Source organism: Rhodococcus wratislaviensis, from assembly GCF_041228765.1.
Lineage (GTDB): Bacteria > Actinomycetota > Actinomycetes > Mycobacteriales > Mycobacteriaceae > Rhodococcus_F > Rhodococcus_F wratislaviensis.
Window position 1 is genome coordinate 6423874 of sequence record NZ_CP150488.1, and the last position, 23220, is coordinate 6447093.

The 23220-nt window shown below is 69.5% G+C and carries 1 protein-coding gene (only partly in view); it reads right to left on the minus strand.

What is annotated here, in order from left to right; all coding sequences use genetic code 11:
• Positions 1–23220 carry the 3' portion of a non-ribosomal peptide synthase/polyketide synthase gene (locus tag WKC72_RS29925; RefSeq protein WP_370180601.1) on the minus strand. 10506 nt of this gene lie beyond the right edge of the window, so 23220 of the gene's 33726 nt are visible here — the last part of the coding sequence; the start codon falls outside the window, past its right edge; its stop codon occupies positions 1–3.

Here is a 23220-nt window from a genome sequence, read left to right on the forward strand (position 1 = left end):
TCAGCGCCCGAATCGCTCCTCGGCCTGAGCCACGAGCGCGGTGAGTGCGGCCACCCAGAACTCCCCGAACCGGTCCACGTCCGGCGTCGAGAGGATGCCGGGCGGGAAGGACATGAACGCCGACAACTGCAGGCCCTCCTCGGTTTCCGAGATCACCGACTGGATGTCGAGGGCGGCCTGGGCGGGCATCGCGCTCTTCGCGAATCCACCCGTGACGGGCGATTCGAAATCGGGCAGCCAGTCGAGTCCGCGCACGGCCTCGGGGACCTCGGCCGCGCTGACGCGTCCGATGTAGTTGAACACGATCTGCGGTTCCGGCCAGTTCCTCATGACCGCCGACGTGTCGGGGTTCAGGTACCGGAGCAGCCCGTACCCGATTCCCCGGTCCGGGATCGCGCTCAGCTGATCCCGCACCGCGTGCACGGCGTCCGCCGCGCCCGCGCCGCCCCGCAGGGCATCGGCGATGTCGACCCCGGCGAGATCGAGACGCGCCGGGTACATCGTGGTGAACCAGCCGACCGTCCGCGACAGATCCGCACCCGGCACCGTGGACTCTTCACGTCCGTGGCCCTCGAGGGTGACCACCGTCGACGAAGCGTCGACTCCGCGGTCGCGCCGCCATGCGGCCACCGCCAACGCGAGGGCAGCCGCGAGGACGTCGCCGATCTCACCGTCGAGCGCGCCCGGCGTGCCCCCCAGCAGTGCCTCGGTGACCGGTGCGGGGACATCCACCCGGGTCCGTTCCAGCGTGCTGATCAGATCGGTTTCCAGGTCCAGCTCACGCGATCCGAGCAGCGGATCCGGGCCGGTGAGCATGTGTTCCCACACCTCGAGTTCGGCCACCCGCTCCGGCCTCGCCGCCGCCTCCAGCAGACCGTCGGTCCAGCGCCGCAGCGACGTTCCGACCGGCTCGAGTGACGGCGCCGTTCCGCCGGCGATCTGGGCGCCTGCGGTCGCGAAGTCCGGCACCAGGATCCGCCACGACACGGAGTCGATGACGAGGTGGTGCGGCAACACGAGGAGCCGTCCGCGCCGATCCGCCTCGGCGGGATCGAACCAGACGAACTGGAGCATCGACCCGGTGCGCGGATCGAGACGATCCAGCGCCGCGTCGAAGGCGGCACTCGCCACGGCATCGAACTCCGGCGAACCGGGTTCGTCGCCTGCCGCGATCTCCACCCGCTGCACGGTGGCGTCGATGTCGACGCTGCCCGCGGGTGCGATCTCGAGCGCGTCCTCCACGCCGGACGTGACGAGGGTCGACCGCAGCACGTCGTGCTTGTCGACGACGGCGGTGATCGTCGCGATCACCTGCTCGCGTCCGATCCCGGCGGGCAGTGTCAGCAGCAACGGCATGACGAACCGGTCGAAGTCGCCGCCGCGCTCGACCATCTTGCGGGCGACCGGGGTGAGCGGCACCGTTCCGACGCCACCACCCTCGTACTCCTGCAGCACGGCCGCCGCGGACTCGCCCGAGTCGGCCACCGCGGCCAGTTCGGCAACGGTGCGCCGCTCGAACACATCTCGCGCGGTGAAGTGGATACCGGCCGCACGTGCCCGCGCCACCAACTGGATGGACACGATGCTGTCGCCGCCGAGCTCGAAGAACGAATCGTCGATTCCGACGCTCTCCCGGCCGAGCAGTTCGCCGAACACGGTCGCGAGTGCACGTTCGGTGTCGGTGCCAGGCGCCCGGAAATCTGCCGCCGACGCGAAGTCCGGCACCGGCAGCGCGCGCCGGTCGAGCTTGCCGCTGGTACCCAGCGGAAGTTCGGCGAGCACCATCACGGAGTCCGGAATCATGTATTCGGGCAGCAATTCCGCGACAAATCCGTTCAGCGCCGCCGAGTCGAGAGTCGCATCCTGTTTCGGCACGACGTAGGCGACGAGCCGCGCACCCACCTCGCTGTTGTGGACGATGACGGCGGCCTGCGCCACGTCGCGGTACCGGACGAACGCCTCCTCGATCTCGCCGAGCTCGATACGCAGTCCGCGCACCTTCACCTGGAAGTCGGTGCGGCCCACGAACTCGAGGACGCCGTTCTCGTTCCACCGGACGAGGTCGCCGGTGCGGTACATCCGCGCACCCGAATCGCCGAACGGGTTCGCGACGAACCGTTCCGCACTCAGCGCCGAACTGTTGACGTATCCGCGAGCGAGTTGCGCACCGTCGAGGTACAGCTCACCGGGAACACCGACCGGCGCCGGGTTCAGATGAGCGTCGAGCACGTAGGCCCGCGTGTTCCAGGCCGGCGAACCGATCGGCGCGATCGGCGCCGTGCCCGACGGCTCCACCACGTGGGCTGTCGAGTTGATGGTCACCTCGGTCGGGCCATACAGGTTCACCAATTCCGCGGAACCGAGACCGGCGACCCGCTCCGCTGCCGACTGCGGCAGCGGCTCACCGCCCGCGAAGACCAGGCGCAGCGAACCGCACCGGTCGGCCGTCGCGGCGTCGAGGAACATGGTCAGCACGGACGGGACGAACTGGATCACCGTCACCGCTTCCGTGCCCACGGTCGCTGCCATGTACTCGGGGTCGCGGTGACCGTCCGGCGACGCGATCACGAGGGTGCCACCGACCACCAACGGCAGGAACAGCTCCCACACCGAGGCGTCGAACGTGAACGGTGTCTTCTGCAGCACCACGTCCTGCGCGCCGATGCCGTAGACGTCCCGCATCCACGCCAGCTGGTTGGCGAGCGCCGAGTGCGGGATCGCCACGCCCTTCGGACGTCCCGTCGAACCCGACGTGTACAGCGCGTAGGCCAGGTTGTCCGGGCGCAACCCGGCGAGCCGCTCGGAATCCTCGACCGGGCCGTCCGCGTACTCGGACACGTCGAAGTCCTCGACCAGATACACCGGCACGTCCACGTCGAGATTCGCGATGTCGTCGGCCAGGCTCAGCACACACGTCGGCATGGCACTGTCCACCACGTACGAGGTGCGGTCCGCAGGATGCTCCGGGTCGATCGGCACGTACGCCCCGCCCGCCGCGTGGACGGCGTAGAGGCTGATCACCATGTCGAGCGAGCGTCGCATCGCGATGCCCACCACCGAGTCCGGCCCCACACCCATCGACATCAGGTGCCGCGCCAGACGATTCACCCGCGCATCGAACTCGGCGTAGGTGAGGCGCACATGGTCCGCCACCACAGCCGTTCGATCCGGCGTGCGTGCGACCTGGGCGCCGAACATCGACACCACGGATTCGTCGGCGACGTCGTGCGCCGAGTCGTTCCACCCGGACAGGACGAGTTCGCGTTCGTCGCCGGTCAGCAGATCGAGGTCGCCCACCAGCGTGGAACTGCCGGCCGCGATGGTCTGCAGAATCCGGTTCAGTCGGGATCCGAGCCGCTCGACGGTGTCGGCGCCGAATACGTCCGGGAGGTACTTCAGGACCAGCTGCAGCTCGCTGTCCGACTGGGCCAGCAGGCTCAGCGGGTAGTGCGAGGCATCGCTGATCTGTACCCCGGCGACCCGGAGCCCGTCGATGTCGCTGTCCTCGGTGAGACCTGCGCGGTCCACCGGGTACGACTCGAACACCGTCAACGTGTCGAACAGCCCACCGATTCCGGCGATCTGCTGGATCTCCGGAAGACCGATGTGGTGGTGGTCGAACAACGTCGACTGTTCCGCCTGCAGCCGCTCGAGCAGTCCGAGGAGCGACTCACGGGGATCGATACGCACCCGAATCGGGATGGTGTTGATGAACAGGCCCACCATCGACTCGATGCCCGCGACCTCCGGCGGGCGACCCGACACGGTGGCGCCGAAGACGACGTCGTCCGAGGCCGTCATCCGGGCCAGCAGCAGACCCCACGCAGCCTGGACGATCGTGTTCATCGTCAGGCCACGGTCCCGGGCGATGCGCGCCAGGTTCTCGCTCACCACCTCACCGAGGTGCAGCGCGAACTCGGCCGGCTCGGGGCGGTCCTCGCTGGTCGGTGCCGGGGCCAGGACGGTCGGACCGTCCAGTCCCGCCAGTGCGTGCGCCCAGGCGCTCCGTGATGCGTCGGTGTCGCGTTCGGACAGCCAGCCGAGGAAGTCGCGGTAGCCACGCACACGCGGCAGCACCGAACCGTCTCCGCGGGTCGCGTACAGCACCAGCAGATCCTTCATCAGCAACGGCATCGACCATCCGTCGAGCAGGATGTGGTGGTTGCTGATGGAGAACCGGTAGCTGTTCTCGCCCGTGCGGATCAGCAGGAACCGCATCAGGGGCGGACGGCTCATGTCGAACCGCGCCGAACGATGTCCGCTCAGAACGGAACTCATCCGCTCCTCACGTTCGGCCCCGGACAGCCCGGAGAGGTCGAGCTCTTCCCACGGCAGTGCGACGCGGTCGACGACCACCTGGACCGCGGTCCCCGAATCGTCGGGGACGAAGGCCGTGCGCAGGTTCGCGTGACGTGCGATCAACGCCTCCGCCGCACCGCGGAGCCGACGGACGTCGACCGTGCCCTGGAAGTCCAGGACCACCTGAGCGGTGTAGACGTCCACCGCGTCCTCGGCGAGAACGGAATGGAAGAACATTCCGGACTGCAGCGGGGCGAGCGGCCACACGTCGGTGGCGTCGGGGTAGCGCCGCTCGAGCGCCTCGAGGTCGTCCTGCGTCACGGACACCAGCGGAACGTCGGACGGCGTGAGACCGCCGCCGTTCGGCCCGGAGGCGTGCTCGGCCAGCGCGGTCGCCGCGGCGTGCCACAGTTCGGCGAGCTCCCACACGTCCGCCTCGTCGAGAATCTCGGTGGCGAACGCGATCTTGGCTTCGATCTGGGGACCGGACGCCGTCTCCGACGTCACCGCGTTGATGCTGAGCACCGCCGGTGCCACCATCTCGTCGTCCATGGCACCACCGAACTCACCCGAATCGCTGTCGGGGATCCAGCCGAGATCCCGGATCTCGGCGGGCAGTTCCACCGAGCCCGCGCGACCGAGGTAGTTGAACCCGATCTGCGGAGTCGGCAGCGAGGCCAGAGCCGGAGCGGTCTCCTCGTTCAGGTAGCGAAGCAACCCGTAGCCGATGCCCTTGTCGGGCACGGCAAGCAACTGTTCCTTGACAGCCTTCAGTGCCGCGCCCGTCGACGCCCCGCCGTCGAACGCGTCGGCGAGATCGGCGCGGGAGACGTCCAAGCGCACCGGGTACAGGCTGGTGAACCAGCCCACCGTCCGGGACAGGTCGGCACCGGGCACGGTCGCCTCTTCCCTGCCGTGTCCCTCGAGGTTGATCAGCACCGAGCGATCCTCGGTCCCGTTGCGGAGTCCACGCCAGCGCGCGACCGCGAGTGCGAGAGCCGCGAGCAGGCCGTCGTTGACACCGCCGTTCACGGACTGCGGGATCGTGGTGAGCAGCGCCTGCGTCACCTGCGTCGAGAACGTCATGCTCAGGCGGTCGGTCCGGGCGATCACGTCGCGTGCGGGATCGAACGCACGCTGTCCGATCAGCGGATCGGTGCCCGCGAGCATCCCGCGCCAGAAGTCGAGTTCCGCCACGCGGTGCGGCGACTTCGCCTCCGCGACCAGTCCGTGTGCCCAGGCCCGGACCGAGGAGCCGACCGCTTCGAGCTGCGCCGGCTGTCCCGCCGTGATCTGCGAACCCGCGGTCGCGAAGTCCGGCAACAGCACTCGCCAGGACACCCCGTCGACGACGAGGTGGTGCGCGAGCACCAGCAGGCGGCCGCTCTGCCCCGGCAACGACGCCGCGGGAGCGAACCACACGAACTGCGTCATCCGGCCCGACGCCGGATCCAGCCGTTCCGCCGCACGGTCGAGCGCCGCGCGTGCCAGCCGCTCGAATCCGTCCGTTCCCGGCTTGTCGGTGAACTCGATCTGCTCGATCAGATCCGCCGCACCGAATGCCTCTTCGGTGGAGAGAACCTCGAACGCCCAGTCGTCCCCGGTCCGGGTGAGCCGGGACCGCAGGATGTCGTGGCGGTCCAGGATCGCATCCACCGTGGCCACCAGCTGATCCCGCGTGACCGCGGGCGGGGTGGTCAGCAGAACCGCCTGGGAGAACTTCTCGAAGGTCCCTGCCGTCTCCACCAGCCAGTGCGCGATGGGTGTGAGCGGAATCGATCCGACGCCGCCGCCCGGCAGCTCCTCGAGTTTGACCGACTCGACGTCGGTGGCCCAGGCGGCCACGTCGGCCAGCGCCGAGACGGTCTTGCGCTCGAAGACGTCCCGCGCCGTGAACAGCACCCCGGCGTTCTTCGCGCGGGTCGTCAGCTGGATGGACACGATGCTGTCGCCGCCGAGGGCGAAGAACGAGTCGTCGACGCTGACGCGGTCCACACCGAGTACCTGCGCGAAGACGTCGGCGATGGCCTTCTCCATCGGCGTCGACGGCGCGCAGTACTCGCCGGCCGCCGACACGAACTGCGGCTCGGGAAGCGCCTTGCGATCGAGCTTCCCGGCGGGCGTCAGCGGCACCGAGTCGATCGCCATGATCGACGACGGCACCATGTACCCGGGCAGGGTCTCGGACACGAACGCCGACAGTTCCGCGACGTCGATCGACGCGCTCGGAGCCGGCATCACATACGACACCAGCACGGTCTGACCGGTCTGCTCGCGGTGGTGGCCCAGTGTGACCGCGAAGTCCACGCTCGGGTGGCTGCCGAGTTCGGCGTCGATCTCGCCGAGTTCGATGCGGAACCCGCGGACCTTCACCTGGAAGTCGGACCGGCCGACGTAGTCGAGGACGAGGTCGCCGGTCTCCCCGTCGGGCACCCAGCGGACGACGTCGCCGGTGCGGTAGAGCCGCTCACCGGGACCGCCGAACGGGTTGGCGACGAATCGCTCCGCCGTCAGGGCGAACCGGTTGTGATAGCCGCGTGCCACGCTCGGGCCCGCCACGTACAGCTCACCCGCGACCCCCACCGGGACGGGCGTGAGCCGGGAGTCGAGCACGACCACGTCGACGCCCCGGGTGGGACCACCGATGGTGACGGGCTGATCCGCCTTCATCGGGTTGCTCGACGTGCTCCAGATCGTCGCCTCGGACGGGCCGTACAGGTTGAACATGCGCCGGCCCGGTGCCCACTTCTGCATGAGTTCCGGCGGGCACGCCTCGCCGGCCACCGACAGCACCTCGATGCCGTTCAACCCGGCCGGGTCGACCGTGGTGAGAGCCGCGGGCGTGATGAACGCGTGTGTGACCTTCTGCTTCTTCAGCAACCGGGCGAGTTCGTCGCCGCCGTACACGACGCCGGACGCGATGACCATCGTCGACGCGGCGGCCACGGCGTGCAGCAACTCGAAGACGGATGCGTCGAAGCTCGGCGAGGCGAAGTGCAGCACCCGCGACTGCGGGGTGAGCCGGAGCCGCTCGACCTGCTCGGTCGTGACGTTCGCCAGCCCGGTGTGGGTGACGACGACGCCCTTGGGCAGACCCGTCGAGCCCGACGTGTAGATGACATAGGCCGCGTCGTCGACCCGGGTCGGGCGGATGCGATCGGCGTCCGTGACGGCCTCGGACGACACGGACGCGCAGTCGCCGTCCATCTCGTCCTCACCGAGCACCAGCCACCGCACGGTGTCGGGCAGCTCGCCGACGTGGGCGCCGGTGGTGAGACCGACCTCCACACGGGAGTCCGTGACCATGTGCAGGATCCGGTCGAACGGGTAGCTCGGGTCGACGGGGACGAAGGCCGCGCCGGTCTTCGCGACCGCCCAGATCGAGAGGATGGATTCGACGGAACGCGTCAGCGCCAGCGCGACGAAGTCGTCGGCCCCGATGCCCCTGCCGATCAGGACGCGGGCGAGACGGTTCGAGCGCTCGTCGAGCTCACGGTAGGTGACCTGCTCGTCGCCGCACACGACGGCGACGGCGTCGGGATCCACCGCGGCGGCGGTGGCGAGGATGCTCGACAGGAGCTCGGGTGCGGCGCTGTCGGCGCCGCGCACGGGCGCCAGCACCTCGTGCTCGTTCTCGCTCAGGACGTCGATGTCCCCGATCAGCACCGAGGCGTCGGCGGTGACCGCCTCGAGGATGCGCTGGAATCGGAACGCGAACGCCGCGATCGTGCGTTCGTCGAACAGATCCGTCGCGTAGGTGAAGACGCCCCGCATCGGCGCGTCCCCGTCCGCATCGGCTGCGTCGGCGAGCGTGAGCTGCAGATCGAACTTCGCGGCACTGATCCCACCGTCGAGCCCCTCGACCGTCAGGCCGGGCAGTTCCAGGTGCGCCTGCTCGATGTTCTGGAACGCGAGAGCCACCTGGAAGAGCGGCGAGAATGCCGTCGAGCGTTCCGGCTGGAGGATCTCGACCAGCCGCTCGAACGGCACGTCGGTGTGCGTGAACGCACCGAGGTCGTGCTGACGGACCTGCGCGAGGAGGTCGGAGAACGTCGCGTCGACGTCGACCTGGGCGCGCAGCACCAGCGTGTTGACGAACATGCCCACGAGGTCGTCGAGCGCGGCCTCGCCACGACCCTCGATCGCGGTACCCACCGCGATGTCGTCCGTGGCGCTCAGCCGAGCGAGCAGCACCGACAGTGCCGCGTGCGCGACCATGAACAGCGACGCATTGTGCTCGCGCGCCAGCGCCCCGAGCCGGTCGCGCAGTTCCGCGTCGATCTCGAAGTCGAAGTTCGCGCCGCGCATCGACTGCGCGGGCGGACGCGGCCGGTCCGTCGGCAACGGCAGCACGTCCGGCAGACCGCTGAGCGTGGTCCGCCAGTAGTCGATCTGCTTGGCCGCCAGCGAATCCGACGCGTTCTCGTCGCCGAGCAACTCGTGCTGCCAGAGCGAGAAGTCCGCGTACTGGACGTCGAGCGGTGCCCACGCAGGTTCGGAACCGGCGGCGCGGGCGCTGTAGGCGATCACCACGTCGCGCGCCAGCGGTGCCGTCGAGGCGCCGTCGGACGAGATGTGGTGCACGACGATGACCAGCACGTGCTGCTCGGCATCGATCCGCAGGAGACGCGCGCGGACCGGGACGGCCTGCGCGACGTCGAAACCGGCGGTGACGAGAGAGACCACACGCTCACGCAGCGCGTTCTCGTCGGCGACGTTCTCCACGTCCAGAGACGTGAAACTCCGGGCCCGCGACAACACGACCTGGCCCGGACCGTCGCCGGTGTCGGGGTACGTCGTGCGCAGCGTCTCGTGGCGTTCGACGACGTCGCCGAGTGCCTGTTCGAGCGCCGAGACGTCGAGGTGGCCCGTCAACTTGATCGCCAGCGGAATGTTGTACGCCGCCGACGCCGTGTCGAACTGGTTGATGAACCACATGCGGGACTGTGCCGGGGACAGCGGAATCCGGGCGGGACGCGGTTGCGGCACCAGCGCCGGGCGGCTCGCGCCCGCCGAATCGGACTGCTCGGCGCGAGCCGACAGCGCGATCACCGTCGGAGCCTCGAACAGTTCGCGCACACCGATCGACGTGTCGAGCGCGGCGTTGATGCGGGCGACCACCCGCGTCGCGACGAGCGAGTTGCCGCCGAGGTCGAAGAAGCTCGTGTCCGCGCTGACCCGCTCGTGACCGAGCACGTCCGCGAAGACACCCGCGACGATCTCCTCGACGGGGGTACGCGGGGCCCGGTAATGGTCCGCGGCGCCGCCGAACTCGGGTTCGGGGAGCGCCTTGCGGTCGAGCTTGCCGTTGATGTTCAGCGGCAATGCGTCGAGGGTGATCAGCGCGGACGGCACCATGTAGCCCGGCACCGACCGGCCGGCGAACGCGAGCACGTCGGCGTCGTCGACGGAGTCGCCCTGCTCCGGCACCACGTAGCCGACGAGCCGGTCCCCGGTGTGACGGTCGTGGTGGACCACGACGACGCCCTGCGCCACCGACGGGTGCGCCACGAGCGCCCGCTCGATCTCGCCGAGCTCGATCCGGAAACCGCGGACCTTGACCTGGAAGTCGCTCCGGCCGACGTAGTCGAGGTTGCCGTCCCGGTTCCATCGCACCAGGTCACCGGTGCGGTACATCCGCTGCCCGGCCGCGCCGAACGGGTTGGCGACGAACCGTTCCGCGGTGAGGTCGTGGCGGCCGAAGTACCCGCGCGCCAACTGCTCGCCCGCGAGATAGAGCTCACCTGTGACGCCGGCGGGAACAGGGTGCAGACGCGAATCGAGAACGTAGGTCTGCGTATTCCATTCGGGCCTGCCGATCGGGACCGAACCGTCGCGCTCGTCGCCGCACCGGTAGTGGGTGACGCTGACAGCGGCCTCGGTGGGGCCGTACAGGTTGAAGATCTCCGCGTCGGAGACGTCGCGGAACCGGAGCATCGTGTCGGCGGGCAGTGCCTCACCGATGCAGAGCACACGTGTCAACGACACCAACTGGGCCGGCTCCGCCACCGCGACGAACGCCGACAGCAGCGAAGGCACGAAGTGCACCGTCGAAACCTGCTGCTCCGCAACGAGTGCGGCCAGGTACGACGGGTCGCGGTGTCCGTCCGGTGTGGCGACGACCAGACGTGCGCCCGCGGTCAGCGCCCACCAGAACTCCCACACCGACAGGTCGAACGTCGCCGCCGTCTTGAGCAGCACCGAGTCCTCCGCGGTGAGCGGGTATTCCGACTGCTTCCAGCGCAACTGGTTCGCGATCGCACGGTGCGCGATCGCCACACCCTTCGGGCGACCGGTCGAGCCGGACGTGTAGATCACGTACGCGGCGTTCTCCGGCCGCAGCGGTGCGATCCGCTCCGAGTCGGTCAGCGGAGACGCGTCGATTCCGCGCAGATCCAGTTCGTCGAGGAGGAGGTGGTCGACGCCGCCCGGCAGTCCCCCGGCGACGGCGCGGGTCGTCAGGACGCAGACGGGTTGCGCACTCTCCAGGACGTACGCGGTGCGGTCGGCCGGATGGTCCGGGTCGATCGGCAGGTACGCGCCGCCGGCCGCGGCGACCGCGTACATTCCGACCAGCAGTTCCACCGAACGCGGAATCGCCAGGCCGACCACGGTTTCCGGGCCGACCCCGCGGCCGACGAGGTGCCGGGCCAACCGGTTGACCCTCGTCGAGAAATCGGCGTACGTCAGCGACTCGCCCTCGAACACGAGAGCGGTGACGTCCGGGTTCTCCGCGGCGGCGGACGCGAACATGTCCGCGAGCGTCGTCTCCGGCAACACCCGCTCGGTGTCGTTCCATCCGGACACCACGAGCGCGCGCTCGTCGCTGCCTGCGAGCGGCAGGTCACCGACCGCGGTCCCGGGCGAATCCACCGCAGCAGCCAGGACGCGGCGGAACATGTCCGCGAAACGCTTCACGGTGACGGCGTCGAACAGGTCGGTGGCGAACGTGAACACGCCCGACATCTGCTCCCCCTCGGGGCTGTCGCCCAGGATCAGATGCAGGTCGAACTGCGCGGTGTCGCCCTCGACCTCGAGCGGTGTGACGGTGAGGTCGGGCAGTTCCAGCTCGGCCTTCGTGGTGTTCTGGAACGAGTAGCCCACCTGGAAGATCGGATGGTGGGCCATCGAGCGTGCCGGGTTCAGGACCTCGACCAGGCGCTCGAACGGGACGTCGGCGTGCGAGAACGCCTCGAGGTCGGCCTCCCGGGCACGATCGAGGATCTCGTCGAACGTCTGCTGCCCGTCGACCTGCACCCGCAGCGCGAGGGTGTTCACGAACATGCCGACGACGTCGTCGAGTTCGCGCTCACCGCGGCCTGCGATCGGGGTGCCCACCGAGATGTCCTCGGTGCCGGACAGGCGGCTGAGCAGCACCGCGAACGCGGCGTGCACGGCCATGAACACGCTGGCGTTGTGCCTGCGGGCCAGTGCTGCCAGACCGCGGTGCACCTCGGCGTCGATGGTGAAGTCGATCCGCGACCCGCGCAGGGACTGCACGGGCGGTCGCGGCCGGTCCACCGGCAGCTCGAGCAGGTCGGGCACGCCGGCCAGCGTCTTCTTCCAGAAGGCCAGCTGGGCGGCGATCAGGCTGTCCGGGTCGTCCTCGCTGCCGAGGAGTTCACGCTGCCAGATCGCGTAGTCCGCGTACTGCACCGGGAGCGGAGCGAAGCCGGGTTCCCGGCCTGCCGCCCGCGACGCGTACGCCACCATGACGTCGCGCACGAACGGCGCCGTGGATTCGCCGTCGGTGGACACGTGGTGCACGACGAGTGCCAGCACGTAGTCCTGCGGGCCGACCTCGAACAGTCGCGTCCGGATCGGCGGGAGGTCGGCGGTGACGTCGAATCCGGCGGTGACCATCTCCACCAACTGCTCGCGCAGCTCGTCGTCCGACACCGCGGCGGGCGTCAGGTCCAGCCGGACCTGGTCGGCGGGAAGGATCACCTGATGCGGGCCGTCCGGCGAGTCCGGGTAGATCGTGCGCAGCGACTCGTGACGCTCCAGCACGTCGAACACGGCGGCCTGCAGCGCGTCCACGTCCAGCGCACCGGTCAACCGGACCGCGAGCGGAATGTTGTAGGCGGGCGAGTCCGGGTCGAAGCGGTTGATGAACCACATCCGGGACTGCGCCAGCGACAACGGGACGAAGGCAGACCTCTCCCGCGGCGCGAGGACGGGCCGCGGTCGGACGTTCTCGTCCGGGGTGCCGATGCGGGCGGCCAGGCCCGCGACCGTCGGCGCCTCGAACAGTTCCCGCACTCCGATGCGGCGACCGAAGACCTGTCCGGCCCGCGACACGACACGGGTGGCGCTCAGCGAGTTTCCGCCGAGGTCGAAGAAGCTGTCGTCGACGCTGACCTGCTCGAGCCCGAGCACGTCGGCGAAGATGCCTGCGATCGTCTCTTCCCCGGGTGTCGTCGGGGCACGGAATTCCGCACCCGCGGTGACGAATTCGGGCTCGGGCAGCCGCGCGCGATCCAGCTTGCCGATGCCGGTCAGCGGGATCTCGTCGAGGAGGATCACGACGGACGGCACCATGTACGGCGGAAGCGTCTCGCCGACAACCGACTTCAGCGATTCCGCATCGACGGTCGCACCGTCGGCGGGCAGGACGTACGACACGAGGGTCGTCAGCCCGGCCGGATTCTCGCGACCCACGGTGACGGCGAACTCGACTTCCGGCTGTGCGGCCAGGGCGGCGTCGATCTCACCGAGTTCGACGCGGAACCCGCGGACCTTCACCTGGAAGTCGGACCGGCCGACGTACTCCACCCGATGCCCGTCCGCCCAGCGCACGACGTCGCCGGTGCGGTACATGCGCGCGCCGGGTTCGCCGAACGGGTTGGCCACGAACCGCTCCGCCGTGACCGACGGACGGTTGTGGTAGCCACGGGTCACCGACGGACCGCAGATGTAGAGCTCCCCGGGAACTCCCTCCGGCACCGGACGCAACCGCGAATCGAGGATGAGGGATTCGACGCCACGCAGCGGCGAACCGATCGTCACACGCTCACCCGCCACCATCGGTTCGGTGATGGTAACGATGACCGTGGTCTCGGTGGGACCGTACGCGTTGCGCATCTCGCGGCCGGGAGCCCACCGTGCCACGAGTTCCGGTGTGCAGGTGTCGCCACCGACCACGACGGACGTGACGGAGTCGAGCCCGTCCGGGTCGACGGTCATCAGCGCGGTCGGCGTCATGACCACGTTGTTGACCCGTTCGCGGCGGATCAGGTCGGCGAGTTCGTCGCCGCCGTAGACGTCCGCGGGCGAGATCACCAGGGTGGCGCCCGCGCTGAACGCGGCGAGCATCTCCCCGACCGACGTGTCGAAGCTCGGCGACGCGACGTGCAGGAATCGGGAGTTCGGCGACACGACGTAATGCTCGCGCACCTCGCGGGTGAGGTTCGCCAGACCGCGGTGGGTGACCACCACGCCCTTCGGCTTACCCGTCGAACCCGAGGTGTAGATGAGATACGCCGGGTGGTCGACCGTCAGCGCGCGCCGCAGATCCGTGTCTTCCACCGCGCCCGCAGCGCGGGCACCGATCTCCTCGGCCGCCGCAGAATCGTCGAGGACGATCCACGGCACCGTGCCGGGAAGGTCGTCGTGATGGCGGGCGACCGTCAGTCCGAGGACCGCCGCCGAATCGGACAGCATCTCGCCGATCCGCTCGAACGGAAGCTTCGGGTCGACGGGCAGGTAGGCGCCGCCGGCCTTGGCGATCGACCAGATTCCGAGGATGGATTCGACGGAACGCGTGATCGCCAGTGCGACATAGTTCTCCGGTCCCACGCCCCGATCGATCAGGACGCGCGCCAGCTGATTCGACCGCTCGTCGAGTTCCCGGTACGTGACCTCGCGTCCCTCGAAGGACACCGCGACCGATTCCGGCGAGATCTCGACACCCGAACGCAGCAGCTCGGGCAGTGTGCGCGGCTCGATCGACTGCGGTCCGCGGACCGGGGCGATCGCGGCCTTCTCCGCGGCGTCGAGGATCTCGATGTCGCCGAGGACCACGTCGCGGTCGGCCGACACGGCATGGAGGATCCGGTCGAACCGGTCCGCGAAGCTCAGGACGGTCTGCTCGTCGAAGATGTCGGTCGAGTAGTTGAACGTCGCGGCGATACCTGCGGCGGCGCCGTCGACGTAGCGCTCGCCGACGCTGAGCTGGAGGTCGAATTTTGCGACCTCGAGCGGGGCGTCGAGTGCGGAGATCTCGAGACCCGGGAACTCCATCCGGACCGACTCGTTGTTGTCGAACGACAACGCCACCTGGAACAGCGGCTGGTGCGCCGTCGACCGCGGGACGTCGAGTACCTCGACGAGACGCTCGAACGGAACGTCGCTGTGGCTGAACGCGTTCAGATCGGTGGCGCGCACCTGGGCCAGCAGGTCGGCGAAGGTGTCGTCGGGGCGCACCGACGCGCGGAGCACGAGGGTGTTGACGAACATGCCGACGAGCCTGTCGAGTTCCTGCTCGCCGCGGCCGGCGACCGGCGTGCCGATGGCGACGTCCGTCTGCGACGACAGCCGCTCGAGCAGGACCGCAAGCGCGGCGTGCACGACCATGAACAGGGTCGAGTTCGTTTCTCGGGCGATCGCGAGCAGCCCGCGGTGGGTCTGCGCGTCGATCGTGAACCGTGCCGACGCACCGCGCAGCGACTGCACGGGCGGCCGGGGCCGGTCGGTCGGCAACTCGAGCACCTCGGGGAGCCCGCCGAGCGCCTGCTGCCAGTAGCCGAGCTGGCGGGCGACCAGCGATTCTGGGTCGGACTCGTCACCCAGCGACTCACGCTGCCACAGCGCGTAATCGGCGTACTGGACGGGCAGCGGTTCCCAGCCGGGAGCACTGCCGGCGGCACGCGCCGCGTAGGCGGTCATGATGTCGGTGAACAGAGGCGCCAGCGACGCACCGTCGGCCGAGATGTGGTGCACGACCATCATCAGGATGTGGTCGGTGGGGTTCACCTCGAAGCAGGCGACCCGCACCGGCACCGTCTCGGTGACGTCGAATCCGGTGGCGCCGAGTTCACGCATCCGCGCGTACAGGTCCTGCTCGTCCGAGACCGGGGTCGGGGTCAGATCGGACACCACGTCGGCTGCGGGCAGCACGACCTGGTGCGCGTCCTCGTCGCCGACCGGGAATACCGTCCGCAGCGACTCGTGCCGCTCCACGACGTCCGCCCACGCCGCATTCAGCGCCGCCGGGTCGATCGAGCCGGTCAGCCGCACCGCCAGCGGCAGGTTGTACGCCGGGGAGGACGGATCGAATTGGTTGACGAACCACATCCGCTGCTGCGCCAGCGACAGCGGGATGCGGTCGGGCCGCGGACGGGCGACGAGCGCGGGACGCTGTTCGCCGGTACTCGCGGTCGCCTCGAGCAGCTCCGCGAGTTCCGCGACGGTCGGGTGCTCGAAGCACTCCCGAACCGACAGCCTCCCGCCGAGCGCGGCGGTGAGCCTGGCGGTGAGCCTCGTTGCGCTGATGGAGTTTCCGCCGAGGTCGAAGAACGAGTCGGCGGCACCGACGCGTTCGACGCCGAGCACCTCGCCGAACACCCCGGCGACGATCTCCTCGACCGGGGTGCGGGGTGCGACGTATTCGGCCTCAGACTTGACGAAGTCGGGTTCGGGAAGTGCACCCCGGTCCAATTTGCCGGTGGCGCCGAGCGGGAAACTGTCCAAGACGAGGATCCGGGCGGGCACCATGTACGCGGGCAGCGTCTCCGCTGCCGCGTCCAGCACCGACGCGGTATCGATCGCCACATCGGCCACCGGGATCACGTAGCCCACCAGGTTCTCGCCGGTGGTCTCGCTGCGGTGCACGACGACCACGGCCTGCGCCACCGACGGGTGCGCCAGAAGCGCGGACTCGACCTCGCCGAGCTCGAGCCGCTGTCCGCGGAGCTTGACCTGGAAGTCGCGGCGCCCGATGTATTCCACGATGCCGTCGGCGCGCTTACGGACGATGTCGCCGGTGCGGTACATCCGCTGCCCGGCCGTGCCGAACGGGTTCGCCACGAACCGGTCCGACGTCAGGTCGCTGCGGCCGACGTAGCCGCGGGCCAGCTGGATGCCGGCCAGGTACAGTTCGCCGTGCACGCCCGCGGGCACCGGACGCAGCCGGGAGTCGAGGACGTACAGCTGGGTGTTCCACACGGGCGCGCCGATCGGCACCGTCGTGCGGTCCGCTTCGGTGCACTCCCAGTAGGTGACGTCGACCGCGGCCTCCGTCGGGCCGTACAGGTTGTGCAGCGCTGCGGAAGAAAAGTCCCGGAACGCGGCCGCGGAGGCAGGCGGAAGGGCTTCACCACTGCAGAACACCTGACGCAGTGAACCGCACAGCGGGGCGTCCGCACCTGCCGTGAACACCGCCAGCATGGACGGCACGAAGTGCATCGTGGTCACGCTGTGCTCGGCGATGACCTCGGAGAGGTACGCCGGGTCGCGGTGCCCGTCCGGGATCGCGACGACGAGCTTGGCTCCGACCTCGAGCGGCCAGAACAGTTCCCACACGGACACGTCGAACGTGACGGGAGTCTTCTGCAGGACGACGTCCGTGGAATCCATCGGGTAGGTGTCCTGCATCCACAGCAACCGGTTGACGATCGCCCGGTGACTGACGGCGACGCCCTTCGGCTTACCGGTCGATCCGGACGTGTAGATCACGTAGGCGGTCGAATCCGGACGGACCGGTGCCCCGCGCTCGTCATCGGTGATCGGACCGTCGGGGTGACCGGAGAGGTCGACGGTGTCCACCTCGATCCGCGGCGCGTCCGTCTCGGCATCCCGATCGGCCGACGAGGTCAGCACGCAGACCGGGGAGGCGCTCTCGATCACGTACGCGGTGCGCGCCGCCGGATGATCCGGGTCGAGCGGCACGTAGGCGGCGCCCGTCTTCTCGATCGCATAGATCGCGATCATCATCTCGAGGGAGCGGCGCAGCGCGACCGCGACCTTGGACTCCGGGCCGACACCCCGTGCGAGCAGTTCCCGTGCCAGGCGGTTGGTCCTGGCGTCGAACTCGGCATACGTCAGTGCGTCGTCGCCGAACACCAGGGCAACCGCGTCCGGCGTCCGCGCCACCTGCTCGTCGAACAGGTCGACGAGGGTGCGCTCCTCCGCCGCGGTCGCGGAGGTCGCCGACGTCGCGTCGGCGATCACGCCCGCGAGGACACCGGCGAACGTGTCGGCGAAGCCCTCGCCCGACGAGCCGTCGAGCAGTCCGGGCAGCAGGGTGGACAGGGCCACCGTGACCGCGGCCTCCGGGCCGACGCCCACACCGGCGAGCGTGCGCGCGAGTTCCGCCGACTTGTCCCGCAACTGCGCGTACGTGACATCGGTGCCGTTGTGCGACAGCGCGATTCCGTCCGGGTTGATCGACGCCGCACCGTCGAGGAGTTCGGGCAGCGACTTGGTGGCCGCCAGCTCCTCCGAGATGGAGTGCGACATCAGGGACTGCGTCCCCTCGTCCGGCACGGCCAGTCCGGCCTTCTCGTCCTCGGTCAGGATGTCGATGTCACCGACGACGGCGTCCGCGTCGGCCGTGACGGCCTCGAGCACGCGAACGAAGCGATCGGCGAAACCGCGGACCGTCGACTCGTCGAAGAGGTCGGTGGCGTAGGAGAACCAGCCCCGCATGCCGTTCGCGACGGCCCCCTCGTCGAACCGTTCCTCGACGGCGACACCGAGATCGGTCTTGCTCGTGGTGAGTCCGCTCTCGAGGACCTCGACGGTCAGCCCGTCGAGCTCGAGCTTCGGCCGTTCGAGGTTCTGGAAGCTCAGCATCACCTGCGCGAGCGGCGCGTACGCGGCGGTGCGCGACGGACGGAGCACCTCGACGATCTGCTCGAACGGCACGTCGGCGTTGCCGAATGCATTCAGATCGACCTCGCGTGCCTGCGTGAGCAGCGTGCTGAAGCGGGCGTTCGGGTCGACATCGGTACGCAGCACGAGCGTGTTGACGAACATCCCGACGAGGTCGTCGAGCGCGCGGTCACCGCGGCCCGCGACAGGGGTGCTGACGGAGATGTCGCTGGTGTTGCTCAGACGTCCCAGCAGCACGGCGAGTGCGGTGTGCACCACCATGAACAGCGACGCCTGGTGGGTCTGTGCGAGTTCGTTCAGCGACCGGTGCACGTCCTGCCCGATCTCGAACTCGATCAGGCCACCCTGCGGGTTGCGGACGGCCGGACGCGGCCGGTCCGCCGGGAGTTCGAGGACCTCCGGTGCATCGCCGAGCGCGTGCGTCCAGTACGCGATCTGCTTGCCCGCGAGCGACTCCGGGTCGCCCTCGGAGCCGAGGAGATTCCGCTGCCACAGGGCGAAGTCCGGGTACTGCACGGGCAGCGGCGAGAAGCTGGGCTCCTCCCCCTGCACGCGAGCGCCATAGGCCCCGAACAGGTCCCGTGCGAGCGGGGCCATCGACGAGCCGTCCGCCGAGATGTGGTGGACCACGACCACGAGGACGTGGTCGCGTTCCCCGAGCTCGAACAAGGCGGCGCGAACCGGGACGTCGGCGGTGACGTCGAAGCCGGCCGATGCCAGCGCGACGACCCGCTCCCGCAGTTCCTGCTCGTCGGCCACGCGGACGACGTCGAGCCCGGACTTCGTGTCGGACGCGGACAGGACGACCTGATAGGGGCCGTCGACGGAATCCGGGTACACCGTGCGCAGCGATTCGTGCCGGGCAACGACGTCGGCGATCGCCGAGCGCAGCGCGTCGACGTCCAGTGCGCCGGTGAGCCGCAGCGCCAACGGGATGTTGTACTCGGCCGATTCGGGATCGAACCGGTTGGCGTACCACATCCGCTGCTGTGCCAGCGACAGCGGCAGACGGTCCGGACGCGCTCCGGCGGTGACGGGCGGACGGGCGCCGCCGTCCACACCGAGTTCTTCCAGCCTGCGGGCCAGCTGCGCCACCGTGGGGGCCTCGAAGATCTCGCGCACCGGTGCGTCGATACCGACGGCCTCGTTGATCCGCGCCATCACGCGGGTGGCGGCGAGCGAGTTGCCGCCGAGGGTGAAGAAGGAGTCGTCGGCACCGACCACGTCGACACCGAGCACTTCCGCGAACACCGCGGCGACACGCTGTTCGAGAGCGGTTCCCGCGGCACGGAACTCACGGTCCTCCGCGAGGAACTCGGGCTCGGGCAGGGCCCGGCGGTCGAGCTTGCCCACCGGGGTGAGCGGGATGGCGTCGAGGGTCACGATCGTCGACGGCACCATGTACGTGGGCACGAACTCGCCCACGAAGTCCAGCATCCGGGTGACGTCCACCTCGGCGCCCGGTACCGGGAGAACGTACGACACGAGGACCGAATCCCCGGAGGGGCCGGGCAGCACGGACGTCGTGGCGAAGTCGACGGCGGGGTGCTTGGCGAGCACCGCGTCGATCTCGCCGAGTTCGATGCGGAATCCGCGGACCTTCACCTGCTGGTCCGAGCGGCCGACGTAGTCGACGGTCAGCGTGCCGTCCGCGTCCTTCTTCCACCGCACGACGTCGCCGGTGCGGTACATCCGGTCGCCCGGCTCACCGTACGGGTTCGCGACGAAGCGTCCCGCGGTCAGCGGCGTGCGCCGGTGGTAGCCACGGGCGAGCCCGAGACCCGACAGATAGAGGTCACCTGCGATGCCGACCGGAACGGGGCGGAGTCGATCGTCGAGGACCAGTGCGCTGGTGCCGCGGATCGGACCACCGATCGTGACCGGACCGTCGGCGGCCATCGGGTCGCTGATGTTGGTCATGATCGTGGTCTCGGTGGGACCGTATCCGTTGAACAGTGAGCGTCCGGGTGCCCAGCGGGCCGCGAGTTCCGCCGGGACGGCCTCGCCGCCCGCGACCACGAACTGGAAGTCGTCCAGCCCGGACGGATCCACGGACGCCAGCGCCGAAGGCGTGACGAAGCCGTGTGTGACGCGGTGCTCGCGCAGGAACGTCGCGAACTCGGGTCCGCCGTACACGTCGGTGGGAGCGATCACCATGGTGGCGCCGGCGCCGACCGCGAGCAGCAGTTCGAGAACGGACGCGTCGAAGCTCGGCGACGCGAAGTGCAGCGTCCGCGAGTCCGCCGTCACCTGGTAACGCTCACGCTGTTCGGCCGCGAAGTTGGCAAGACCCCGGTGGGTCACGACGACGCCCTTGGGCTGCCCGGTGGTGCCGGACGTGTAGATCACGTAGGCGCTGTTGGCCGGTGTCACCGCCGTGCGACGCTCCGCCTCCGCGACGGGGGCCGTGGAGTAACGCGCGGAGGCGTTCTCGAAGTCTTCGCTGTCGAGGACCAGCCAGTCGACGTCCGCGGGAAGCCGGCCGACCTCGGAGCTCACGGAAAGCCCGAGCGACACACCGGAATCGGTCACCATGTGCGCGATGCGCTCGTCCGGGTACCGGGGGTCGATCGGCACGTATGCGCCGCCGCTCTTGGCGACGGCCCAGATTCCGACGATGGACGCGATCGAGCGGGTGATGCCGAGCCCGACGAACGTCTCCGCGCCGACTCCGCGCTCGATCAGGATGCGCGCCACACGGTTCGAGCGCTCGTCCAGCTCGCGGTAGGTGATGCTGTCGCCGCCCGAGACGATCGCGTCCCCGTCGGGGTTCGCGGCGACCGCCGCGGACAGCAGTTCGACGAGAGTCGTGGGCGACGTGCCGTCGATACCGCGGACCGGTGTCAGTTCCTCGGTCTCCTCGGCGTCGAGGATGGGGATGTCGCCCACAGCGATGTCGGTTCCGCCGCCTGCGACGGCGGCGAGGATCCGCACGAAGCGATCCGCGAAGCCCTGCACGGTATCCGCGTCGAAGATCTCGGTGGCGAACCCGAGAACGCCGGTGATCCCGTTGGGCGCGCCCTCGTCCGACCACAGTTCGCGCAGGTCGACGGTGAGGTCGAACTTGCTGAACTCGACGTCCACGGCACCGGGTGTCGCCTCGAGTCCGGCGAACTCGAGCGACGGGATGCCGTTGACCTGATGGGTCAGCACGACCTGGAACAGCGGCGAGTACGCCGTGGACCGGGCCGGCTTCAGGGCGTCCACCAATTGCTCGAACGGGACGTCCTGGTTGCTGAACGCGGCGAGGTCCTGGGTGCGGACCTGCTCGAGCAGTTCGGCGAAGGACGTTCCGGGCTCGACCTCGGTCCGCAGCACGAGCGTGTTGACGAACATGCCGACGAGGTTCTCGAGCGCCTCGTCACCGCGCCCGGCCACAGCTGTGCCGATGGCGATGTCGGTGCTCGAACTGAGCCGCGCCAGCAGCAGGGACAGCGACGCGTGCAGCACCATGAACAGTGACACGTTGTGTGCGCGGGCGACCTCACCGAGACGACGGTGGATGTCCTCGTCGACGGAGAAGCCGACGGAGGCACCGGCCATCGACCGCACCGTCGGGCGGGGCCGGTCGGTGGGGAGGGCCAGGACGTCGGGCACACCCGCCAGGGTCTTCGACCAGAAGTCGATCTGCGCGGCGGCCAGGGAATCGGGGTCGTCCTCGGAACCGAGCACGTCCCGCTGCCACAGCGCGTAGTCCGCGTACTGGACGGGCAGCGCCGGCCACGCGGGCTGCGTTCCGTCCAGATGGGACGCATAGGCCGTCATGACGTCGCGGGCCAGCGGCAGCGTGGACGCGCCGTCGGACGCGATGTGGTGCATGACCAGCACCAGCACGTGGTCGGTCGCGCCGAGCCGGAACAGGCGGGCCCGGACCGGGATCGTGTCGGTGACGTCGAAGCCGGTGGAACCGAACTCGAACATCCGGTCCCGCAGGTCCTCCTCCCGGACGTCGACCGGCTCGAGAGCGAGGTCGATGTCGACGGCGGGCAGGATCACCTGGTGCGCACCGGAATCGGAGTCCGGGAACACGGTCCGCAGCACCTCGTGCCGCGCGACGACGTCGGAGAGCGCCGCAGCCAGGGCGGCGGCGTCCAGTTCGCCGCGCAGTCGCACGGTGAGCGGAACGTTGTACGCCGGCGACGACGGATCGAAACGGTTGAGGAACCACATCCGCTGCTGCGCGAGCGACAGCGGCAACTCGCGGGGGCGCTCGCCCGCGACGAGTGCCGGCCGGGTGGAGCCGTTGTGGGCCCGGTCCTCGACGAGTTTCGCGAGGGTGGCAACGGTCGGGGCGTCGAACAGATCACGGATCCCGACCTCGGTGCCGGTCGCGGACGTGACGCGGGCAGCGACGCGGGTGGCGCTGAGCGAGTTGCCGCCCAGGTCGAAGAACGACTCGTCGACACTCACCCGCGTCGCGGAGATCACGTCACCGAAGATGCCGGCGACGACCTCCTCGAGCGGGGTGCGCGGTGCGACGAACTCGACCGTGCTCGTGGCGAAGACCGGGTCCGGGAGGGCCTTGCGGTCGACTTTGAGATTCGCGTTGAGCGGCATCTCGTCGAGCACCATCACCGTGTCCGGGATCATGTGCGAGGGCAGCACGTGCCGTAGTGCGTCGAGCGTCGCATCGACGTCGAGTTCGGCGCCTGCGGTTGCGGTGACGTATGCGACGAGCCGGGGGCCCTGCTCGCTGTCGTGGACGACCACCACCGACTTCTGCACCGCGTCGGTCGCGTTGAGTGCGGATTCGATCTCGCCGAGTTCGATCCGGAGACCGCGGATCTTCACCTGGAAGTCGCTGCGTCCCACGAACACGAGTCCGCCGTCGGCACGCTCGCGGACGAGGTCACCGGTCCGGTACATGCGGGCGCCGGGCCCCTCGAACGGGTTCGCCACGAATCGTGACGCGGTGGTGCCGAACATGTTGCCGTATCCACGGGCCAGGACCTGGCCGCCGATGTAGAGGTCGCCGGTCACTCCCGGCGGCACGGGGCGCATCCGGCCGTCGAGCACGTGGTACCGGACACCGCGGAACGCGGCGCCGAACGGGACCGGCCACGACTCGGCGTCCGCGGTGGAGAGGTC